Source organism: Actinomadura luteofluorescens (assembly GCF_013409365.1).
Lineage (GTDB): Bacteria > Actinomycetota > Actinomycetes > Streptosporangiales > Streptosporangiaceae > Spirillospora > Spirillospora luteofluorescens.
Window position 1 is genome coordinate 9,568,836 of record NZ_JACCBA010000001.1, and the last position, 17,788, is coordinate 9,586,623.

The following is a 17,788-nucleotide window of genomic DNA, read 5'->3' on the forward strand; positions in this document are numbered from 1 at the left end:
GTCGTCGCGGGTCTGGGATGCTGCTGTGCGGACGGGCCCCCGTCCCCCAGGACACCCGGTCAGCGGAGGAACCGTGCGCTACGTGCTGATGATCTGCAGCGACGAGACCGCCGGCACCGACCCCGAGCAGGCCGCCGCCACCGGCTGCGGCGGCTGGTCGCGGGAGATGGAGCGGCGCGGCGTCATCCGCGGCGGCGCCGGGCTCGCGCCCAGCGACCGGGCCACCACCGTCAAGGTCCGCGGCGACGAGGTGCTGCTCACCGACGGGCCCTTCGCCGAGACCAAGGACCAGATCGGCGGGTTCACCGTCATCGAGTGCGGCGGGCTGCGGGAGGCCGTCGAGATCGCCGCCCGGCACCCCTGGGCCGCCCTCGGCCAGATCGAGATCCGCCCGGTCGAGGAACCGGGCCCCGCGACCGCGTGACCACCCCGCCCGCGGGCGCCGCCGACGCCGTCGCGCGGGCCTTCCGCGCCGAATGGGGTCAGGTCGTGGCCACCCCGCCCGCAAGCTCGCCCAGGCCGCCCGCACCGCCGGGACGCCCCCGCCGCCCGAACCGGACGCCTTCGGCGACGACCGGCTGCGGCTGATGTTCACCTGCTGCCATCCCGCGCTGCGCCTCGACGCCCGCGTCGCCCTCACCCTGCGCACCCTCGCCGGCCTCACCACCGGCGAGATCGCCCGCGCGTTCCTGGTCGAGGAGGCCGCGATGTCCAAACGGATCACCCGCGCCAAACGCAGGATCCGCGACGCCGGCATCCCCTACCGCGTCCCGCCGCCCGACCTGCTGCCCGAACGCACCACCGCCGTCCTCGGCGTGCTGTACCTGCTGTTCAACGAGGGCTACAACGCCGCCGGCGGGCAACCGCGGCGCCGCGCGCTGTGCGGGGAGGCGATCGGCCTCGCCCGGCTGCTGGTCTCGCTGCTGCCCGGCGAGCCCGAGGCGCGCGGCCTGCTGGCCCTGATGCTGCTGCACGACGCCCGCGCCGGCACCCGCACCGACGCCCGCGGCGCGCTGGTCACCCTGGAGCACCAGGACCGCTCCCGGTGGGACGCCGCCGAGATCGCCGAGGGCGTCGCCCTGCTGGAGGACGCCCTGCGCCCCGCGCCCGGCAGGCCGCCGCCCGGCCCCTACCAGGTGCAGGCCGCCATCGCCGCCTGCCACGCCACCGCACCCGACGCCGCCGCCACCGACTGGCCCCAGATCGCCGTCCTGTACGGGCGGCTCGCGGAGCTGGTCCCCTCGCCGGTGGTGCGGCTGAACCGGGCGGTCGCGGTCGCCATGGCCGACGGTCCCGCCGCCGGCCTGGAACTGGTGCGGGACCTGGAGCGCTCCGGCGCCCTGGACGGCTACCACCTGCTGCCCGCCACCCGCGCCGACCTGCTGCGCCGCATGGGCCGCGACGGCGAGGCCGCCGCCGCCTACCGCGCCGCCCTGGCCCTGGTCGCCGACGACGCCGAGCGTCGCTACCTCGCCCGCCGCCTCGCCGAGACCGCCCCGCACGATTTCCGCTGAAAAAGGCCGTCCCGAGGTGTCCGTCGCGGCGCGTCGCGTTCGTCGGTGGGACGAACGGCCGCACAAAGCCGGCCACCTGGGAAGGAACCCCTCATGGACACCACGCACTCCAAGGACGGCACCCGCATCGCCCTCGACCGGACCGGCGAGGGTCCCGCCCTGATCCATGTCGGCGGCGCCCTCAACGACCGCGGCTCCGGCGCCGCGCTCGCCGGGCTGCTGGCGCCGCACCGCACCGTCGTGACCTACGACCGCAGGGGACGCGGCGACAGCGGCGACACCCCGCCCTACGCCGTCGAGCGCGAGATCGAGGATCTGGCCGCCGTCATCGAGGCCGCCGGCGGGTCCGCCGCGGTGTACGGGATGTCGTCCGGCGCGGTCCTGGCGCTGCGCGCCGCCGCGCACGGCCTGCCCATCACCCGGCTCGCGCTGTTCGAGCCGCCCTTCAACCCCGCCCACGACGACCGCCTCACCCGCGCCCGCGCCTACAGCACCGAGCTGACCGGCATACTGGCCGACGGGCGCCGCGGGGACGCCCTCGCCCTGTTCATGACCGCCGTCGGGATGCCGGAGGAGATGGTCGGCCAGATGCGGGGCGCGCCGATGTGGCCCGCGCTGGAGGCGCTCGCGCCCACCCTCGCCTACGACTCGGCGGTCATGGACGACGCCGCCACGGGCGCCGAGCTGCCGGAGGACCTGCTCGCGAGCGTCACCGTCCCGGCCCTGGTGCTGGACGGCGGCGACAGCCCCGCCTGGATGCGCGACATCGCGCGCCGCACCGCGGCGCTCCTGCCCGCCGGGACGCACCGCACCCTGGACGGCCAGACCCACGACGTCGACCCCGCCGTGCTGGCCCCCGCCCTGGAGCGGTTCCTCACCGGCTGAGCCGCCCGCACGGCGGGAACGGTCAGGGGACGGGCACCTCGATGTGGCCGGGCGCGCCGCGCCGCGTCCAGGCGCGGCCGGCCGTGACCTCCGCGGCCCACGCCTCGAACGCCTCCAGCTCCGGGACGGGCACCGCCACGTCGGCCTGCACGCCCGTCCCGTAGCGGACGTCGCCGGGCTGGTGGCCGCGGGCGTGCAGGTCGCCCAGGAATCGTCCCGCCAGGGCGTGGTCCACGCCGACGGTGACCGTCACCACCGGGCGCAGCTCCACGACCCCGACGGCGTCGAGGGCGGCGGAGACCGCCTGCCCGTAGGCGCGCACCAGGCCGCCCGCGCCGAGCTTCACCCCGCCGAAGTAGCGGGTGACGACCGCGGCGGTGCCGGTCAGCCCGCGCCGCACCAGCACCTCCAGCATCGGGATCCCGGCCGTCCCGGCCGGCTCGCCGTCGTCGCTGCTCTTGGTGATCTCGCCGTGCTCGCCGACGACGTAGGCGGTGCAGTTGTGGGTGGCGTCGCGGTGCGCCCGCCGGTGCGCGGCGATGAACGCCGTCGCCTCGGCCTCGTCTGCGGCGCGGGCGAGCGTGCAGGCGAACCGGGACCTGCGGACTTCCAGCTCCACCGAGCCGCCGTGTCTGATCGTGCGCATGGCGGCTGCGAGTCTACGGCCGCGCCGCCCGGGCGCGGGCTAGGACCTGTCGCAAGGTGGCCCCGGCCATGCCGCGCGAACGCGTGACCTGGCCGGTGGAGCGAAGCCGGAGGCGAGCGGAGCCGGCCAGATCGCGAAGCGATGCCGCGTTCGCCCAGTGCCGGTCACGTAGCGAGCCGCAAGGCGAGCGAAGTGGGCCGGGACTGAATCAACACAGCCGCAAGGCGAGCGAAGTGGGCCGGGGCTTTGAAACACAACCTAGACCAGGTCGACGAGGTCGGCGATGGACGCCACGACGCGGTGCGGGCGGAACGGGAAGCGGGCGATCTCGTCCTTGCGGGTGACGCCGGTCAGCACCAGGATCGTCTCCAGCCCGGCCTCGACGCCGGCGACGATGTCGGTGTCCATGCGGTCGCCGATCATCGCGGTGCTCTCGCTGTGCCCGCCGACCACGTTCAGCGCCGTGCGCATCATCAGCGGGTTCGGCTTGCCGACGAAGTAGGGGTCCACCCCCGTCGCCCGGGTGATCATCGCGGCGACGGCGCCGCACGCCGGCAGCGAGCCCTCCGGGGACGGGCCGATCGGGTCGGGGTTGGTCGCCACGAACCGGGCGCCGCCCTCGATCAGCCGGATCGCGCGGGTGATCTGGGAGAAGCTGTAGGTGCGGGTCTCGCCGAGCACCACGTAGTCGGGGTCGATGTCGGTGAGGACGAAGTCGGCCTCGTGCAGCGCCGTCGTCAGGCCCGCCTCCCCGATCACGTACGCCGACCCCTCGGGGCGCTGGTCGGCCAGGAAACGGGCGGTGGCCAGCGCGGAGGTCCAGATCGACTCGGCCGGGACGGCCAGCCCCGCCGCCGCCAGGCGGGCCGACAGGTCCCGCCGGGTGTAGATCGAGTTGTTGGTCAGGATGAGGAACGGCTTTCCGGACGCCGCCAGGCGGCGGACGAACTCCTCGGCGCCGGGGACGGGCCGGCCCTCGTGCACGAGGACGCCGTCCATGTCCGACAGCCAGTACTCGATCGGCTTGCGCTCGGTCATGCCCCCATTGTCGCAGGCAGGGATCTTCCCTGGGACCGTCCGCCGGGACCGTTCTCCCCCGGGCCCGGCGGCGCGGGGGCGTTGACCCGCGTGTGACGTGGACCATACATTCTCGGACACGGCGCACCGAATCATGTTCGGCGGACGGGTCGCCCGGCGGTGCGCCCCACCCCGCGGGAGGCGCGACGTGCAGGATCGGGACGTGCAGGACACCGGGCGGCCGGCGGGCACCGGAATGGCCGGCAACGGGATGGCGGGCCCCAGACTGGCGAGCATCGCCGAGGTCAGGGCCGCGATGACGGCGCCGGGGCAGCCGTTCGAGATGGACGAGGCCCGGATCCGCGGCGTCCGGACCCGGGTGTGGAAGAACGCCCCGCCCACGCTGCGCGACGTCCTGGAGATCTCCCGCCTCCACGGCGACAAGGACTTCCTGGTCTACGGGGACGACCGGCTCACCTTCGCCGAGCACCGCGCGCGGGCGGCCGCGTTCGCGCGGCGGCTCGTCGACCGGTACGGGATCGCCAAGGGCGACCGGGTCGCGATCGCCATGCGCAACTACCCCGAGTGGTCGGTGGCCTTCTTCGGCGCCGCGGTCGCCGGGGCCGTCGTGGTCCCGCTGAACGCCTGGTGGAGCGCCGCGGAACTGGAGTACGGGCTGGCCGACAGCGGCGCCAAGGTCCTGGTCGCCGACGCCGAGCGCGCCGAGCGGCTCGCCGGGGTGCTGCCGGGCCTGGGCGTGGCGTGCCTGGTCGCGAGGGCGGACGGCGCCGTGCCCGCGGGAGCGGAGGCGTTCGAGGACGCCGCCGGCGCCGCCGGAGACCCGGCCGACGCGACCCTGCCCGACATGACTCTGCCCGACGTGCCGCTCGGTCCCGAGGACGATGCCACGATCTTCTACACCTCCGGCACCACCGGACGGCCCAAGGGCGCCCTCGGAACGCACCGCAACATCGCCGGCAACCCCATCAGCCTCGCCTACGGGATCATGTCGGCGGGGGTGCGCGCCGGCCGCACGGTCGAGGAGCTCGCGACGCCGCAGCCGCGCGTGACGCTGCTGAGCGTCCCGTTCTTCCACGCCACCGGCTGCCACTCGGTGCTGGTGTCCAGCGCCCTGCAGGGCGGCACCGTGGTGCTGATGTACAAGTGGGACGTCCGCCGGGCGCTGGAGCTGATCGAGCGGGAGAGGGTCACCGGGTTCGGCGGCGTGCCGACGATGGCGTGGCAGGTGCTGACCTCCCCCGAGTTCGGCGAGTTCGACACCTCCAGCCTCACCGGCGTCAGCTACGGCGGCGCGCCCGCCGCGCCCGCCCTCGTCGACAAGATCAGGGAGCGGCTGCCCGAGCGGATGCCCGGCAACGGCTACGGCCTCACCGAGACCTCCTCGGTCACCACCTACAACGGCGGCGTGAACTACCTGGAGCGGCCCGAGAGCGTCGGCCCGCCCGTCGCGGTCTGCGACGTCCGGGTCGTGGGGCCCGCCGGGGAGGAGCTGCCGGCCGGCGAGGTCGGCGAGCTGCTCATCAAGGGGCCCAACGTCATCAAGGGCTACTGGAACAAGCCCGAGGCGACCGCCGCGGCGTTCGTGGACGGCTGGTTCCACAGCGGCGACCTGGCCCGCCTGGACGCCGACGGGTTCGTCTACATCGTCGACCGGGCCAAGGACATGCTGATCCGCGGCGGCGAGAACATCTACTGCGCCGAGGTCGAGGCCGCCCTCTACGAGCATCCCGCCGTCGCCGACTGCGCCGTGATCGGCGTCCCGCACCAGGTGCTCGGCGAGGAGGTCGGCGCGGTGATCGTGCCGCGCCCCGGCGCCGCGGTGTCCGAGCGCGAGCTCCGGGAGTTCCTGGGCGGGCGGATCGCGGCGTTCAAGGTGCCCGTGCACGTGTGGTTCCGGGAGGAGGGCCTGCCCCGCAACCCCGGCGGCAAGATCCTCAAGACGCGGCTGCGGGAGGAGCTGCTCGCCCGCCCGCCGGTATCGTGATCTTGTGATGAGCGACGAGCCGGGCCCCGCCCACCGCCAGATCGACGCGCCGGGCCTTCCGCCCGGCCCCGGGTACAGCCATGCCGTCTCCGTCGACGTGCCGGGCCGGCTGGTGGTGATCAGCGGGCAGATCCCGCTGGACTCGGACGGGAACCTGGTCGGCCCCGGCGACCTGGAGGCCCAGACCCGGCAGGTGTTCGCCAACCTGGAGACCGCGCTCACCGCCGCGGGCGCCCGCTGGGAGCACGTCGTGCGGCTCGGCTACTTCCTGCGGGACGCCGGCGGCGCCCCGGTCGTGCGCGCCGTGCGCGCCGAGTTCGTCCCCGCGGGCGTCGCGCCCGCCGCGTCGCTGGTCGAGGTGTCGCGCCTGGTCCGCGACGACCTGCTGGTGGAGATCGAGGCCCTCGCCGTCGTCCCCGCGGGCTGACGGGCGCCCGGGCCGGACGCGCGACGGGGCGCCCCCACCGGTGGGGGCGCCCCGTCCACGTGCGGAGAGGGTCAGACGTTCACCCCGAAGTCGGAGGCGATGCCCGACAGGCCCGAGGCGTAGCCCTGGCCCACCGCGCGGAACTTCCACTCGGCGCCGTTGCGGTAGAGCTCGCCGAACACCATCGCGGTCTCGGTCGAGGCGTCCTCCGACAGGTCGTAGCGCGCGATCTCGCTGTTGTCGGCCTGGTTCACCACGCGGATGAAGGCGTTGCGGACCTGCCCGAAGCTCTGCTGGCGCTTGTCGGCGTCGTAGATCGACACCGGGAACACGATCTTGGCGATCTCGGCGGGGACGGTGTTCAGGTTCACCTTGATCGCCTCGTCGTCGCCCTCGCCCTCACCGGTGAGGTTGTCGCCGGTGTGCTCGACCGAACCGTCGGGGCTCTTGAGGTTGTTGAAGAACACGAAGTGCTGGTCCGACAGGACCTTGTTCTCCGCCGAGCACAGCAGGGCGCTGGCGTCCAGGTCGAAGTCGGTTCCGGTCGTGGTCCGCACGTCCCACCCCAGACCAACCACGACGGCGGTCAGTCCGGGGGCCTCCTTGGTCAGCGAGACGTTGCCGCCCTTGCTCAGACTGACTCCCACTGTGTCTACCTCCGTATCGGCTGCGGGTGACACCACCCGCGTGCGGTATGTCTAACGAGAACGGTAGCCACCTTGCGCTGGTTCCCCCGCCTCCTTGGCGAATTCGCGGCGTGGCGTGCCCTTTCTTCCCGCGCGCGGGCCCTCAGGCCAGGAACGCGGCGGGCGCGGTGACGGGGGCGGGAAGGTCGAACGCGGCGGCCAGCTCCGCCGCGCGGGGGGCCAGCTCGTCGCACGTGCGGCGCCGCGCGTCGCCCAGCTCGTCCAGGATCCCCGGCGGGACGACCCCCTCGTCGAGCAGGACGGCGGCGCGGCGCTCCAGCCGGTCCAGCGCGTGCAGGCGCAGGACGGGCCCGAGCGCCTTCGGCCCGGTGCCGGAGGCCGCGGCGAGGATCTCCAGGATGATCCGGTCGGCGCAGGCGGTGGCGGTCCGCCGGGCCAGCGCCAGGTTGCCGTTCCAGGCGGTGAAGGCGTCCTGCCCGTCGCGCAGGGCGGCCTCGACCCGTCCGGCGAGCCGGTCGCGCGTGCGGCGCTCGGCGTCGCGCGCCAGGAACAGCCACACGCGCGGGGAGTCCAGGTCGCCGTCGTCAGGCGGACCGAGCTCCGGCTCGGGCGGGACGTAGCGGTCGCGGTCGGCCATCGCGCGGGCGGTGTCGTAGAGGATGAGCTCGTTGTCGCCGCCGGCGTTCTGGTAGGCGTGCGTCAGGCCCCGGTAGGCGTTGAGGCGCTCGACGGCGGCGAAGCCGGGGGCGCCGCTGTGCACCCGGCACGCCGACACCGTCTCCTGCGCCTGGGCGGTGGCGGCGGCCTTCAGCAGCGCCAGGTCCCGGTCGACCGCCGACCACGGCGCCCACGCGGTCGCCGGCCCGCCCGTATCGCCGGCGCCCTCGCCGTCGCCCGCCGTCTCGCCCGGGGGGCGGGGGGTGGTGACGTGCGCGGCGACGGCGGTGAGGGCGTAGGCCGACGCCAGCGCGCCCAGCACCGCCTCCTGCTGGTTGCGGTAGTCGGTCAGCGGGCGGCGCGGCGCCAGCCGGCCGAGGGTGGTGCGGCCCGCCGAGTGAGCGAGCAGCATCCCGGCGGACGCCCGGGTGATCGCGGCGGAGGCCGACACGACCGCCCGCCACACCGGCGGGGCGATGCCCATCGAGCGGGTGAGCCGCGCCGCCGCGGGCCCGTGCGGGTCGTGGAAGGCCCCGTCGGCGCCGATGGCGGCGCCGTCGCGCAGCCACGCCTCGTAGGGGACGCGGACGTCCTCCAGCAGGACGGCGGCGTAGTCGATCTGCAGCCCGGTGGTCTCGGGGGCCGCGACGATCCGCACGCCGGGCGGGACGGCGCCGCCGGGGCCGCGCAGCGGCACCGCGAACACGAACACGCCGCGCTCCTGGCCGCCGTGGACGAGGGTGGCGTAGACGGCGGCGGTCTTGGGCAGGTCCGGGTGGCCGGTGTTGGTGGGGAACTTGGCGGCCTGGGTGTCGGGGGTGCTGAGCACGAACCCGCCCGTGGCGGGGTCGTGGCGGGCGACGGTGCGGGGCGACAGGTGGCTGTTGCTGCGTCCCACCTCGGTCATCAGCAGCGTGCCGAACGAGTCCATCGACTCCAGGGAATCGCGCAGCGGCCGCGTCTCCTCCTGCCCGGCGCCGAACCGCACGATGGGGCCGAGCGCGAGCGTGTAGTGCAGCAGCATCATGTGGAACAGGGGCGGGTCGGCGATCGCGGCGCGCTCCAGCAGCGCGCACAGCGCCGGCGGGTCGGCCAGCAGCTCGCCCGCGGGCGGCGCGGCCAGCCCGGCGCGGCGCAGCCGCTCGTAGGTGAGGGCGTGCCGGTCGGGCGCGGTGAGCCCGCCGGGGACGGTGAAGAACTCCTCGGGGACGGCCTCCTCCAGCCGCGCGCGCGTCTTGGCGTCGGGTAGGGGGCCGTGCACGAACTGCCGCAGACCGTCGGCGTCGGTGGTCACGAGGGGTCCTTTCGTTCGCCGGAGGGGGTGACGCCGGGGGCGGCCTTGCCGGTGAGCCCGTGGCGGGGGCGGTCGCGCAGCGGCGCCATCGTCCGCACGCCCGGCAGGGTCAGCCGGGCGCACTGGCACAGCGCGTTGCCCGCGCCGGCCTCGGTGAACACCGTCGCGCCCGCCGCGTGCACGGCGCGCAGGGCCTCCGGCAGCCGGACGGGTCTGACGATGCAGTCGGCCATGGCGCGGTGCAGGTCGTCGTCGTCGCGGTAGGCGCGGCCGCGGACGGGCGAGTGGACGGTCAGCTCCAGGGGCCGCTGCGGGAAGCCGCGGATCATGGCGTACCACTCCTCGTCGGCGCCGGCCATCGCGGGATGGTGGGACAGGTAGGGCACCGCGAGCCGCACCGCGTTCACTCCCTCCCCGCGCGCGGCGTCCAGGACGGCGTCCAGGGGCCCGTCGGGACCGGACACGACCGTGACCTGCGGGGCGTTCAGGCACGCGACGACCACCTCGGGGGCGCCGGCGGCCTCGATGCAGGCGAGGGTGCGGTCCTCCCCGGCCTCCAGCAGCCCCATGCCGCCGCCCCCGCCGTGCCGGGCCAGGACGCCGACGGCGGCCACGCCCATGCGGGCGCCGTCGGCGATGGAGAACGCGCCCGCGCACACCAGCGCGGCGATCTCCCCGAAGCTCTGCCCGACGGCGAAGCGGGGGTGGACGCCGTGCGCGCGCAGGGCGCGGTCGACGGCGACGGACGCGGCGTAGCCGGCTAGCTGGGCGACGCCGGGGGTGCGGGCGGCCTCCCGGTAGCCGCCCGGGTCGTCCATGAGGATCGAGCGCAGGCGCGGCCATCCGTTGGGGGGCAGTCCCTCCTGCACGGCGTCCAGGACGTCGGCGACGGCGCGGGCGGCGCCGGGCCCGGTGCGGGCGAGGGCAGGCAGGTCGGGGACCCCGGCGGAGCCGGTGCCGGGGAACAGGAAGGCGCAGTTGTCGTCGGGTTGGAGCTCTTCGGCCGGGCGGAATCGGGGTGCGGGCACGCGGGGTCTCCTTACCTGGAGGGAAGGCTGCCTTTTCCTTTACGACAACGGCCGCTTAGCTTTCAGTTATGGACCAAAACCCTGAAATGGGATTATTCACTTATGGGATGGGACTGACAACCGCCAGTCCGGTGATGGGGAGAGGACCCGCATGACCGTGCCCGACACGCACCGGCCTGCCCGGGCGGACGACAGCGGAGCGGCGCGGGACGGCGGGCGGGGGTGGGCCATCCGCGGAACCGGCGCCCACCTGCCCCGCGACGTCGCGCACAGCGCCGACCTGTCCCGCTCGCTGGGCCTGGAACCGGACTGGATCGAGGGCCGCACCGGGATCAGGAAGCGGCACGTCGTCGCGCCGGGCGAGGCCGCCTCCGACCTGGCCGCGGCCGCCGCCGGGCGGGCGCTGGAGGCCGCCGGGCTGGACGCCGCCGACCTCGGCCTGATCGTGCTCGGCACCTCCACGCCCGACGTGATCGCCCCGTCCACCGCCTGCCGCGTGCAGACGATGCTGGGCGCCCACCGCGCCGCCGCGTTCGACATCTCCGCCGCCTGCACCGGGTTCGTGTTCGGGCTGCAGACCGCGGTCGGCTGGCTGGCCACCCAGCGCGGCGCGCCGCCCTACACGCTGGTCATCGGCGTCGAGGTGTACTCGCGGTTCCTCAATCCCGCCGACCGCGCCACCGCCGCCCTGTTCGGCGACGGCGCCGCCGCCGTGGTCGTCGGGCCCGCCCCGCCCGGGCACGGCATCGGCCCGATCACCCTCGGGTCGGACGGCTCGGGCGCGGACGACGTGCTGATCCCCGCGGGCGGCAGCCGCCTGCCCGCCAGCGCCGAGACCCTCGCGGGGCTCGGCCACACCATCCACATGGACGGCCGCGCCGTCCGCGACTTCATCACCGCGATCTTCCCGCGGCTGGTCGCCGAGGCGACCGAGGCCGCCGGGATCAAGCCCGCCGACCTGGCGCTGGTCGTCCCGCACCAGCCCAACCCGAAGCTGGTCGCCGCGCTGGCCGGGGACGCCGGGCTGGACCCGGGGCAGCTGGCGATCGTCGGGGACGAGGTCGGCAACATCGGCGCCGCCAGCATCCCCTACGCGCTCGACCGCGCCGTGCGGACGCGGCGGATCGGCCCCGGCGACCTGGTGCTGCTCGCCGGGTTCGGCGCGGGCCTGACCTGGGGGCACACCCTCATCACCTGGCCCCCGCCCTGACCGTCCGCCGCGGGGGGGCGTCCGGTCAGCGCGTCAGCCGGCGCAGCACCTGCCGGGTCTCGGCGCGGCGGTCCCAGGCGACGGCGGCGAACACGACCGCGAACCCCAGGGGCAGCAGCGCCCACGCCGGCTCCAGCACCAGCAGCTGGGTGAGGGCGGCCCCGCCCATCAGCCCGATCAGCCCGGCCGCGGCGAGCCCCGCCAGCCGCGGGACGACCAGCCCGATCGCGCCCGCGGCCTCGACGGCGCCGGTCACGTAGCGCAGCCACTGGCCCCAGCCGATCTCCTCGAAGGTCCTGACGGCGTCGGCCTGGCCGGCGAACTTCGGCAGCGCCGAGGCGACGAGCAGGAACGCGGCGAGCAGGATCTGCGCGCCCCACAGCACCTTGCGCAGCGTGCGTCGGTCCCCGGCGGAGGCGCGGGCGTTGGTCTTGCGGGGGGTGGTGACGGGGGTGGTGGTGTGGGTCTGGGCGCTCATGGCGGTGGTCCTTCCGTGCGCTGTCTCATCGGCCTTCACAGACGCGTCGCACGGACCCCCGCCGGATCGACATCCGGCCCAGGATTTCTCCAGATAATTTTCTGCGGCGGTATCAGTGCAGGTGAGAGCCGGTGGACGTGGCATGACCACGCTGATCGGAGCCCGCGACACCGGCCGGGGCGAGAAGGCGGCCGCGGCGCCGCGCGAGGCCGGGCACGACGCCCCGGCTCGCCGCTCTGGGCGGTGACGGCTTCCCCGGCGGGACGGGGGGCGGGGGTTTACTCCTTGCGCGGATGGCGGGCGCGGACGGCGTCGATGCAGCGGTCCCGCGACACCGGGCCTGCGAACCGCAGCCGGTCGTAGGCGGTGAACGGCGGCTCCAGCGCGTCGAGCTCGTCGACCAGCGCGTGCAGGCGCCGCGTCCACGCCGGCGTCCCGGCGTCCGGCTCCGCGGGCGCCGCCTCGATCGCGGTGACCAGGGCGTCCTTGTACCGGATGTTGCGGGGCGTCACCGAGCGCAGGCACACGTACTGCCCGTCCAGGTAGGCGGCCCACTCCCCCTCGGCGGTGGCCGGGTCGTCCCAGTGCGCGAGGAACCAGCCCTCCATCGCGTCCAGGCCCCCTGCCTGCTCGGCGAGGTCGAACAGGTCCCGCGGCACCATCTGCGCGCCGTCGGAGCGCAGGTAGCCGGGCAGGGGCAGCCTGCCCGCCAGCATCAGCCGCCGCACCTGGTCGGTGTCGCGGCCGGCGGCGCGGCACAGGTCCTCCAGGTCGGTGAACCAGGCGGTGACGTAGGCGTCGTCGGCGGCGGTCATCGGATGGTCGCCGTTGACCTCCCGGAACCGTGCCGCCAGCCGCGCCTTCAACTCGGGGTCGCTCATGCGCGCACGCTAGCCCGGGGTCGTTTCGGCATCCGCCGAAACGTCACCGCGCGGCGCTCACCAGGGGGACAGCACGAGCGCCTGGACGGCCAGCGCGGTCACCGCCTGCGCCGCCAGCCACGCCCGCACCCGGGGGCGGTCGACGGCGGCGGCGGCCGTCAGCCAGGCGGCGAACGGCACCCAGATCCGCTCGACCTCCCCGCGCGTGACGCCGGACGCGTCCAGGACCAGCACGCCGATCAGCGCCGCACCCGCCAGCGCCGCCACCGCCGCCGCGGGAGCGGCCGAACGGGCCCGCGCCCCCCGTCCCAGCACGCCCCGCCAGAGGGCGCCCCGGCACAGCTCGGCCAGCGTGCGCGGCAGCGCGTGCGCCACCGCCGGGCCCGTCAGCAGGCCCAGCACCGCCAGGTTCGCGAACAGGAAGTAGGCGTAGGAGCGCTGCGCCGACCCGCGGCTGACCAGGTAGGTGTCCAGGGTGGCGCGGACGCCGTCGGGCCACCAGAACCCCAGCAGCGTGAACGCGGCCGGGACCACCGCCAGCGCGACGCCTGCGGCCGCGAGGACCCGGAGCCGGGGACGGCCGAGCACCACGACCGCGAGCGGCACCGCGAACAGAGGCAGCAGCCCGTAGCTCAGATACGGCAGGCACCCCAGCAGCAGCCCGCCCGCCGCGGCCGGGACGAGCGCCCGTCTTCGCGCGCCGCGCGCGGCGAGCGCCAGCAGGGCCGTGCCCCAGGCCCCGACGGCCAGGAAGAACGCGTCCATCGCCGTGGCGATCCACACCGCCAGCGGCGCCAGCGCCAGGAACGGCACCGCGGCCCGCGCCGCCCGCTCCCCCGCCAGGCACCGCACCGTCACCGCGATCGCCGCCGCCGCCGACGTCCCCGCCGCGACGATCAGCGCCGCCGCCCACCCGGTGCCGCCGAGGCCGGCCTTCTCCAGCGCCCACAGCACCAGCATCGGCAGCGGCGGATGCCCCCGCACGTGGGTGGTGTAGCCGCCGAGCCGCTCGGTGAAGGTCCGCAGCCAGGCCGACGGGTCGGGGCGCAGCTGCGCCAGGCCCGCCGGGTACTCGGTCGGGGCGTCCAGCGGCCGGGCGAGCGCGTCCCATCCGTCGCAGGCGGCCAGGGCCACCGTCCACGCGGCGGAGGCCGCCCACGCGGCCGGCGGCAGCGCCCGCCACGGCAGCCGGGCCGCGAGCGCGGGCAGCGCCGCCACGGCCAGGGCCGCGACGGCGGCCGCGGGCAGGAGCCGCCGGACCGGCGGCGGCCACCCCCGCGCCCGGGCGTGCAGCGGGGGCAGCGGGTCCTCGGTGGCCAGGCCCGCGCGCCGCAGGTACCAGCCCACGGCGAACGCCGCCGCGATCCCGGCCGCCCACACCGCGACGGCGACCCACCCCGGCCATCGGCGCCCCGCCCGCCTCTCGGCCGTCTTCGCGGGGCCGTGCGCCTCGGTGAGCGTCATCGCCGCGCCCCTTTCCGGGAGGGGCGCGGGGCGCGCGTCGCTCCGCCGCGCCCGCCGGCGCGCCCGGCCCTGCGGCGTGCGGCGACCGCGCGGGCCGCCATGACGCAGGCCGCCGCGGCGGCGATGACGCCCAGCACGATCGCCAGGTTGCGGCCGTAGGGCAGCGGAAGGCGGGACGGCTCGTCGGGGCGGCGCCCGTACCCCAGCACGACGGGGATGGCGACCGCGGTCACGCAGGCGCCGATGACCAGCGCTGCGCGCGCGACGCGGCGCTGGCCCGCGGGCACCAGGCCGGTGAGCGCGCCCGCGGCGAGCACCGCCGGGACCAGGACGGCGTCGTGCAGGACGGCCGCGCCGGCGAACCACTTCGCCCACCCGGCGAGGGGAACTTCGTCCACGATCCCGCGCAGCCCGAGGCCGATGAGCGCCAGGCCCGCCGCGTACGCCGCCGCCTTGGTGAGGGTCCCCGCGTTCACGACACCACCAGCCGGTGGATCCATTTGGTCTGCATGACTCCGGGCCGGTTCGGGGCGATGAGGCGGCAGGGGTAGCCGTGGTCGAGGGCCAGGGGCGCGCCGTTCAGGCCGAGGGCCAGCAGCGTCAGCGGGTCGCGCCAGTGCGGCGGGGCGACCATGGAGGTGCGGTAGAGGCCCTGGCGCTGCAGCGACTCGACCCGCACCTGCGCGTCGTCGGCGACGCCGGCCAGGCGCAGGACGTCCCGCAGCCGCACGCCCCGCCAGTCCGCCTCCACGCTCCACCCCTCCACGCAGGAGATGGGCAGCCGCGCGGTGTGCTGGGGCAACGCGGCCAGGTCGGCCAGGGACAGGGTGACCTCTCGCGCGACCCGGCCGGTGACGGTGAGGCGCCAGCGGGGGTCCCGGGCCTCGGCGGTGACGCCGGTCGCGGCGGCCGACTTGTTGACCGGGACGTCCTGCGGCCCGGTGCCGGGGCGGCGGGGCGCCAGCACCGCCAGCGGCGCCAGCGGCGTGACCGCCTCCCCCACCGTGGTCAGCGCGACGACGCCGCTCGCGCCGGCGACGGTGAGCAGGAAGCCGCGGCGGCCGACGCCGTCCTCGGGGCGGGTCATCACGGTGCGGCGCGCCTTGGCCCACTGGTCGGCGATGTGGATGACCAGCGCGCCGACCAGGATGTAGGCCGTCCAGTAGTGCGCGGTGGTGAAGTAGAACCGGAACGCGTACCAGTACGCGACGTTCAGGACACCGGTGACGAACTGGAACAGCGCGGCGGCGACGAGGACGAACACCAGCAGCCGCTGCGCGCCGTGGACGAGCGAGCGGACCGGCGGCCACTGCCACAGCCGCGGGTAGACCGTCCACAGCTTGGCCAGCAGCAGCGGGACGGTCGCCAGCCCGCCGATGACGTGCACGCCCTGGGTGACCCGGTACAGGTTCACCGGCCGCGAGGGCCACAGCATCCATCCGGCGGGATGCTGCATGAAGTGGCTGACCAGCCCGGTCCCGAAGGAGACCAGGACGCTGGCGCCCAGGGCGATGCCGAGCCAGGAGGCGACCCGCTCGTCGTGCAGGCGGCTGGTGAACCGTCCCGGGACACCGCGCAGCACGGCGGTGGGCGCGGGCGGCCTGTACCTGTCGAGTGGAGGTCTCATGGGCGCTCGTCCCTGGAGCGCAGGGTGACGAACCACCGGTCCGCGTCCTCCCAGGATTCGGTCACGGTCGCGGCGCACGCGGCGGCCAGCGCGGCGACGGCGTCGGCGGACACGTGCGCCCAGGGGAACCATTCGCCGACCGACCGGTCCGAGCGCAGCCGCAGCGGCTCGACCCGGGACGCCGTGCCGGGCGGGCCGACCTCCAGGAGCGCCAGGACGCGGCGCAGCAGCGCGGCGGGGTCGCCGCCGATGCCGATGTTGCCGTCGGCGAGCAGCGCGGTGCGCCACCGCCCGGCGCCGGGCACGCGGCCGAACACGTCGCGGCACAGGGCGGGGCCGCCCGCCGCGACAGTCAGCGCGACGGCGGAGGGGGCCAGGTCGATGCCCAGCACCGGCAGGCCGCGGCGGGCCAGCGCCACCGTCAGCCGTCCCGGCCCGGATCCGACGTCCAGGGTGGCGCCCGCGCAGCGGCGCAGCAGCCCGCCGTCGCCGGGCCGCACGGCGAGCCAGTCGTGCACCGGCAGCGGCCGGCGGCGCCCGTCGGCGTGCTCGATCTCCACGGGGGCGCGGCCCCGCAGCGCCTCCTCGTACAGTTCGCCGATCATGCCGGGACGGTCCGGTGGCCGAGGGCCGCGACGGCGGCGGCGAACCGGCCGCCCGGCGCGGCGGCGGCGACGGCCGCGGCGTCGGCGGGGGTGTCGACGTCGGTGAGCTCGGGCAGCGTCGCGGTCCGCAGGCCGGCGGCGCGCAGCCGCGCGAGCTGGACCGCGCCGGTGTCGGGGCGCGACATCGGGACACCGCGCAGCAGCGCCGCGGCGGGCCGGCGCAGCCCGAGCAGCCAGAACCCGCCGTCGCGGGCGGGGCCGAACACCGCGTCGGCGCGGCCGAGCGCGCGGCGGGCGCGGTCGAGCAGCGCGGGGGTGACCTGGGGGGTGTCCATGCCGATCAGCACCAGCGGCCGGCCGGCGTAGGCGTCGGCGAAGGCGTGGGCGAGGCGCTCGTCCAGGCCGCCGCCGCGCTGGGCGATGACGGTGAAGCCATCCGGCAGCCACGGCCCAGGGTCGCCGGCGAGCGCGAGGACCCGGCGGCCGGCCGGTGCGGCGGCGACGGCGGCGAGGGTGTCGCGCAGGGACGCCTCAGCGAGCGCGGCGGCCTCGGCGGGAGTGTAGGCGGGGGTCAGGCGCGTCTTGACCCGGCCGGGGACAGGCTGCTTGGCGATGACGAGGAGGTCGGCGCCGCCGGTTCCGGGTGCGCCGGTCGCGGGTGCGCCGGTCATCGGGCGACCTCCGCCAGGACGCGGCGCATGTCGCGGACGGCGCGGACCGTCCCGCCGAGCGTCCCGGTCACCTTCGAGGCGCCGGTGCGGGGCCGGTAGGGGACGTCGATCTCGCCGATGCGCCATCCGGCGCGGGCGGCGTGCAGCACCATCTCCAGGGGGTAGCCGAAGCGGCGGTCCCTCAGGCCGAGGGCGAGCAGGGCGTCGCGGCGGGCGGCGCGCATCGGCCCGAGGTCGCGCAGCCGGGTCCCGGCGCGCCGGTTCAGCGACCGGGCGAGCACGGCGTTGCCCAGGCGGGCGTGCGGCGGCCACGCGCCCGGCCCGGTCGGCCTCCGCCGCCCCAGCACCAGGCCGGGGGGCGGCGGGCTGGACGGCAGCGCGCGGCCACCGGGCTCCAGGCCGCCGGATTCCAGGTCGTCGAGTGCGGCGACCAGGCGGGGCAGGTCGGCGGGGTCCAGCGAGGCGTCGGCGTCCATCACGCACACGACCTCGGTCCGGGCGGCCCGCAGCCCGGCGTGGCAGGCGGCGCCGAAGCCGCGCTGCGGCGCCGCGACGACGCGGGCGCCGTGGTCGGCGGCGACGCGCGCGGAGTCGTCGGTGGAGGCGTTGTCGACCACCAGGGCCTGGAAACCCTCGGGCATCCGGTCCAGTACCCAGGGCAACGCCTCGGCCTCGTTGAGACAGGGGAGAACCACATCGATCACGGCTCAGACGCTACTTTCGGTGATGGGG

At 76.2% G+C, this 17,788-nt stretch carries 19 protein-coding genes; 6 read left to right on the forward strand and 13 right to left on the reverse strand.

The features are described 5' to 3' along the window. Positions 1–73: 73 nt before the first annotated feature. The 3 genes from BJY14_RS44025 (at position 74) to BJY14_RS44035 (ending at position 2,399) form a co-directional block, all read left to right on the forward strand. Complete coding sequence (locus BJY14_RS44025) at positions 74–424, forward strand: YciI family protein (RefSeq protein WP_179849025.1); 351 nt, start codon at positions 74–76, stop codon at positions 422–424. 52 nt (positions 425–476) lie between these two features. After that, a complete protein-coding gene (locus tag BJY14_RS44030) occupies positions 477–1,514 on the forward strand; it encodes an RNA polymerase sigma factor (RefSeq protein ID WP_218905870.1) in 1,038 nt (345 codons plus the stop codon). A gap of 93 nt (positions 1,515–1,607) precedes the next feature. Then, complete coding sequence (locus BJY14_RS44035; RefSeq protein ID WP_179849026.1) at positions 1,608–2,399, forward strand: alpha/beta fold hydrolase; 792 nt, start codon at positions 1,608–1,610, stop codon at positions 2,397–2,399. Between the two features lie 22 nt (positions 2,400–2,421). On the opposite strand, the gene BJY14_RS44040 is transcribed toward BJY14_RS44035, so the two are convergent. Both BJY14_RS44040 and BJY14_RS44045 read right to left on the reverse strand, forming a co-directional pair. After that, positions 2,422–3,045: an IMPACT family protein gene (locus BJY14_RS44040; RefSeq protein WP_179849027.1), complete on the reverse strand. Its 624-nt coding sequence runs from the start codon at positions 3,043–3,045 to the stop codon at positions 2,422–2,424. A gap of 258 nt (positions 3,046–3,303) precedes the next feature. Continuing rightward, positions 3,304–4,083 (reverse strand): HAD-IIA family hydrolase, encoded by a 780-nt coding sequence (locus BJY14_RS44045; protein ID WP_179849028.1) that lies wholly within the window; start codon positions 4,081–4,083, stop codon positions 3,304–3,306. Between the two features lie 187 nt (positions 4,084–4,270). On the opposite strand from BJY14_RS44045, the gene BJY14_RS44050 reads away from it, so the two are divergent. Next, positions 4,271–6,067: a class I adenylate-forming enzyme family protein gene (locus BJY14_RS44050; protein WP_312879764.1), complete on the forward strand. Its 1,797-nt coding sequence runs from the start codon at positions 4,271–4,273 to the stop codon at positions 6,065–6,067. Positions 6,068–6,074: 7 nt separating this feature from the next. Continuing rightward, positions 6,075–6,494, forward strand: coding sequence for a RidA family protein (locus BJY14_RS44055; RefSeq protein WP_179849029.1), 420 nt, complete (start codon positions 6,075–6,077; stop codon positions 6,492–6,494). A 71-nt stretch (positions 6,495–6,565) separates the two neighbouring features. Here BJY14_RS44055 and BJY14_RS44060 read toward each other — a convergent pair whose 3' ends face one another. The 3 genes from BJY14_RS44060 to BJY14_RS44070 all read right to left on the reverse strand — a co-directional run bounded on the left by BJY14_RS44060 (position 6,566) and on the right by BJY14_RS44070 (position 10,120). Next, the gene (locus BJY14_RS44060) at positions 6,566–7,141 is read right to left on the reverse strand and encodes a TerD family protein (protein ID WP_179849030.1); all 576 of its coding nucleotides are present in this window, start codon (positions 7,139–7,141) and stop codon (positions 6,566–6,568) included. 142 nt (positions 7,142–7,283) lie between these two features. Further along, positions 7,284–9,092, reverse strand: coding sequence for an acyl-CoA dehydrogenase family protein (locus BJY14_RS44065; RefSeq protein ID WP_179849031.1), 1,809 nt, complete (start codon positions 9,090–9,092; stop codon positions 7,284–7,286). Continuing rightward, positions 9,089–10,120, reverse strand: a complete 1,032-nt coding sequence (locus tag BJY14_RS44070) for an ACP S-malonyltransferase (RefSeq protein ID WP_179849032.1) — start codon at positions 10,118–10,120, stop codon at positions 9,089–9,091. Before BJY14_RS44070 ends, BJY14_RS44065 begins: the two co-directional genes overlap by 4 nt. 151 nt (positions 10,121–10,271) lie before the next feature. Between BJY14_RS44070 and BJY14_RS44075 the strand changes: the two genes are divergently transcribed. Beyond that, the gene (locus tag BJY14_RS44075) at positions 10,272–11,330 is read left to right on the forward strand and encodes a 3-oxoacyl-ACP synthase III family protein (RefSeq protein WP_179849033.1); all 1,059 of its coding nucleotides are present in this window, start codon (positions 10,272–10,274) and stop codon (positions 11,328–11,330) included. 25 nt (positions 11,331–11,355) lie between these two features. Here BJY14_RS44075 and BJY14_RS44080 read toward each other — a convergent pair whose 3' ends face one another. From BJY14_RS44080 to BJY14_RS44115, 8 genes are all read right to left on the reverse strand, one after another. Next, on the reverse strand, positions 11,356–11,808 hold the full coding sequence (locus tag BJY14_RS44080; protein WP_179849034.1) for a DoxX family protein: 453 nt from the start codon (positions 11,806–11,808) through the stop codon (positions 11,356–11,358). Positions 11,809–12,086: 278 nt separating this feature from the next. Continuing rightward, entirely contained in the window at positions 12,087–12,689 is a 603-nt protein-coding gene (locus tag BJY14_RS44085) for a DUF6058 family natural product biosynthesis protein (RefSeq protein WP_179849035.1), read from the reverse strand. Positions 12,690–12,746: 57 nt separating this feature from the next. Next, complete coding sequence (locus tag BJY14_RS44755) at positions 12,747–14,153, reverse strand: hypothetical protein (RefSeq protein WP_218905871.1); 1,407 nt, start codon at positions 14,151–14,153, stop codon at positions 12,747–12,749. Beyond that, on the reverse strand, positions 14,150–14,629 hold the full coding sequence (locus BJY14_RS44095) for a hypothetical protein (RefSeq protein WP_179849036.1): 480 nt from the start codon (positions 14,627–14,629) through the stop codon (positions 14,150–14,152). The genes BJY14_RS44755 and BJY14_RS44095 overlap by 4 nt, the downstream gene beginning before the upstream one ends. Next, entirely contained in the window at positions 14,626–15,780 is a 1,155-nt protein-coding gene (locus BJY14_RS44100) for a molybdopterin-dependent oxidoreductase (RefSeq protein ID WP_179849037.1), read from the reverse strand. Before BJY14_RS44100 ends, BJY14_RS44095 begins: the two co-directional genes overlap by 4 nt. Continuing rightward, the gene (locus BJY14_RS44105; RefSeq protein ID WP_179849038.1) at positions 15,777–16,385 is read right to left on the reverse strand and encodes a class I SAM-dependent methyltransferase; all 609 of its coding nucleotides are present in this window, start codon (positions 16,383–16,385) and stop codon (positions 15,777–15,779) included. Before BJY14_RS44105 ends, BJY14_RS44100 begins: the two co-directional genes overlap by 4 nt. After that, complete coding sequence (locus BJY14_RS44110; protein ID WP_179849039.1) at positions 16,382–17,056, reverse strand: TIGR04282 family arsenosugar biosynthesis glycosyltransferase; 675 nt, start codon at positions 17,054–17,056, stop codon at positions 16,382–16,384. The genes BJY14_RS44105 and BJY14_RS44110 overlap by 4 nt, the downstream gene beginning before the upstream one ends. Continuing rightward, entirely contained in the window at positions 17,053–17,760 is a 708-nt protein-coding gene (locus BJY14_RS44115; protein WP_312879765.1) for a glycosyltransferase family 2 protein, read from the reverse strand. Before BJY14_RS44115 ends, BJY14_RS44110 begins: the two co-directional genes overlap by 4 nt. Positions 17,761–17,788 lie beyond the last annotated feature (28 nt).

What these genes read in the sequence shown, in the direction of transcription:
- BJY14_RS44040 (WP_179849027.1), bottom strand. Translation starts at nt 3,045, where the DNA reads ATGCGCACGATCAGACACGGCGGCTCGGTGGAGCTGGAAGTCCGCAGG.
- BJY14_RS44030 (WP_218905870.1), top strand. Translation starts at nt 477, where the DNA reads ATGGGGTCAGGTCGTGGCCACCCCGCCCGCAAGCTCGCCCAGGCCGCC.
- BJY14_RS44080 (WP_179849034.1), bottom strand. Translation starts at nt 11,808, where the DNA reads ATGAGCGCCCAGACCCACACCACCACCCCCGTCACCACCCCCCGCAAG.
- BJY14_RS44035 (WP_179849026.1), top strand. Translation starts at nt 1,608, where the DNA reads ATGGACACCACGCACTCCAAGGACGGCACCCGCATCGCCCTCGACCGG.
- BJY14_RS44055 (WP_179849029.1), top strand. Translation starts at nt 6,075, where the DNA reads ATGAGCGACGAGCCGGGCCCCGCCCACCGCCAGATCGACGCGCCGGGC.
- BJY14_RS44085 (WP_179849035.1), bottom strand. Translation starts at nt 12,689, where the DNA reads ATGAGCGACCCCGAGTTGAAGGCGCGGCTGGCGGCACGGTTCCGGGAG.
- BJY14_RS44755 (WP_218905871.1), bottom strand. Translation starts at nt 14,153, where the DNA reads ATGACGCTCACCGAGGCGCACGGCCCCGCGAAGACGGCCGAGAGGCGG.
- BJY14_RS44045 (WP_179849028.1), bottom strand. Translation starts at nt 4,083, where the DNA reads ATGACCGAGCGCAAGCCGATCGAGTACTGGCTGTCGGACATGGACGGC.
- BJY14_RS44110 (WP_179849039.1), bottom strand. Translation starts at nt 17,056, where the DNA reads ATGACCGGCGCACCCGCGACCGGCGCACCCGGAACCGGCGGCGCCGAC.
- BJY14_RS44075 (WP_179849033.1), top strand. Translation starts at nt 10,272, where the DNA reads ATGACCGTGCCCGACACGCACCGGCCTGCCCGGGCGGACGACAGCGGA.
- BJY14_RS44100 (WP_179849037.1), bottom strand. Translation starts at nt 15,780, where the DNA reads ATGAGACCTCCACTCGACAGGTACAGGCCGCCCGCGCCCACCGCCGTG.
- BJY14_RS44105 (WP_179849038.1), bottom strand. Translation starts at nt 16,385, where the DNA reads ATGATCGGCGAACTGTACGAGGAGGCGCTGCGGGGCCGCGCCCCCGTG.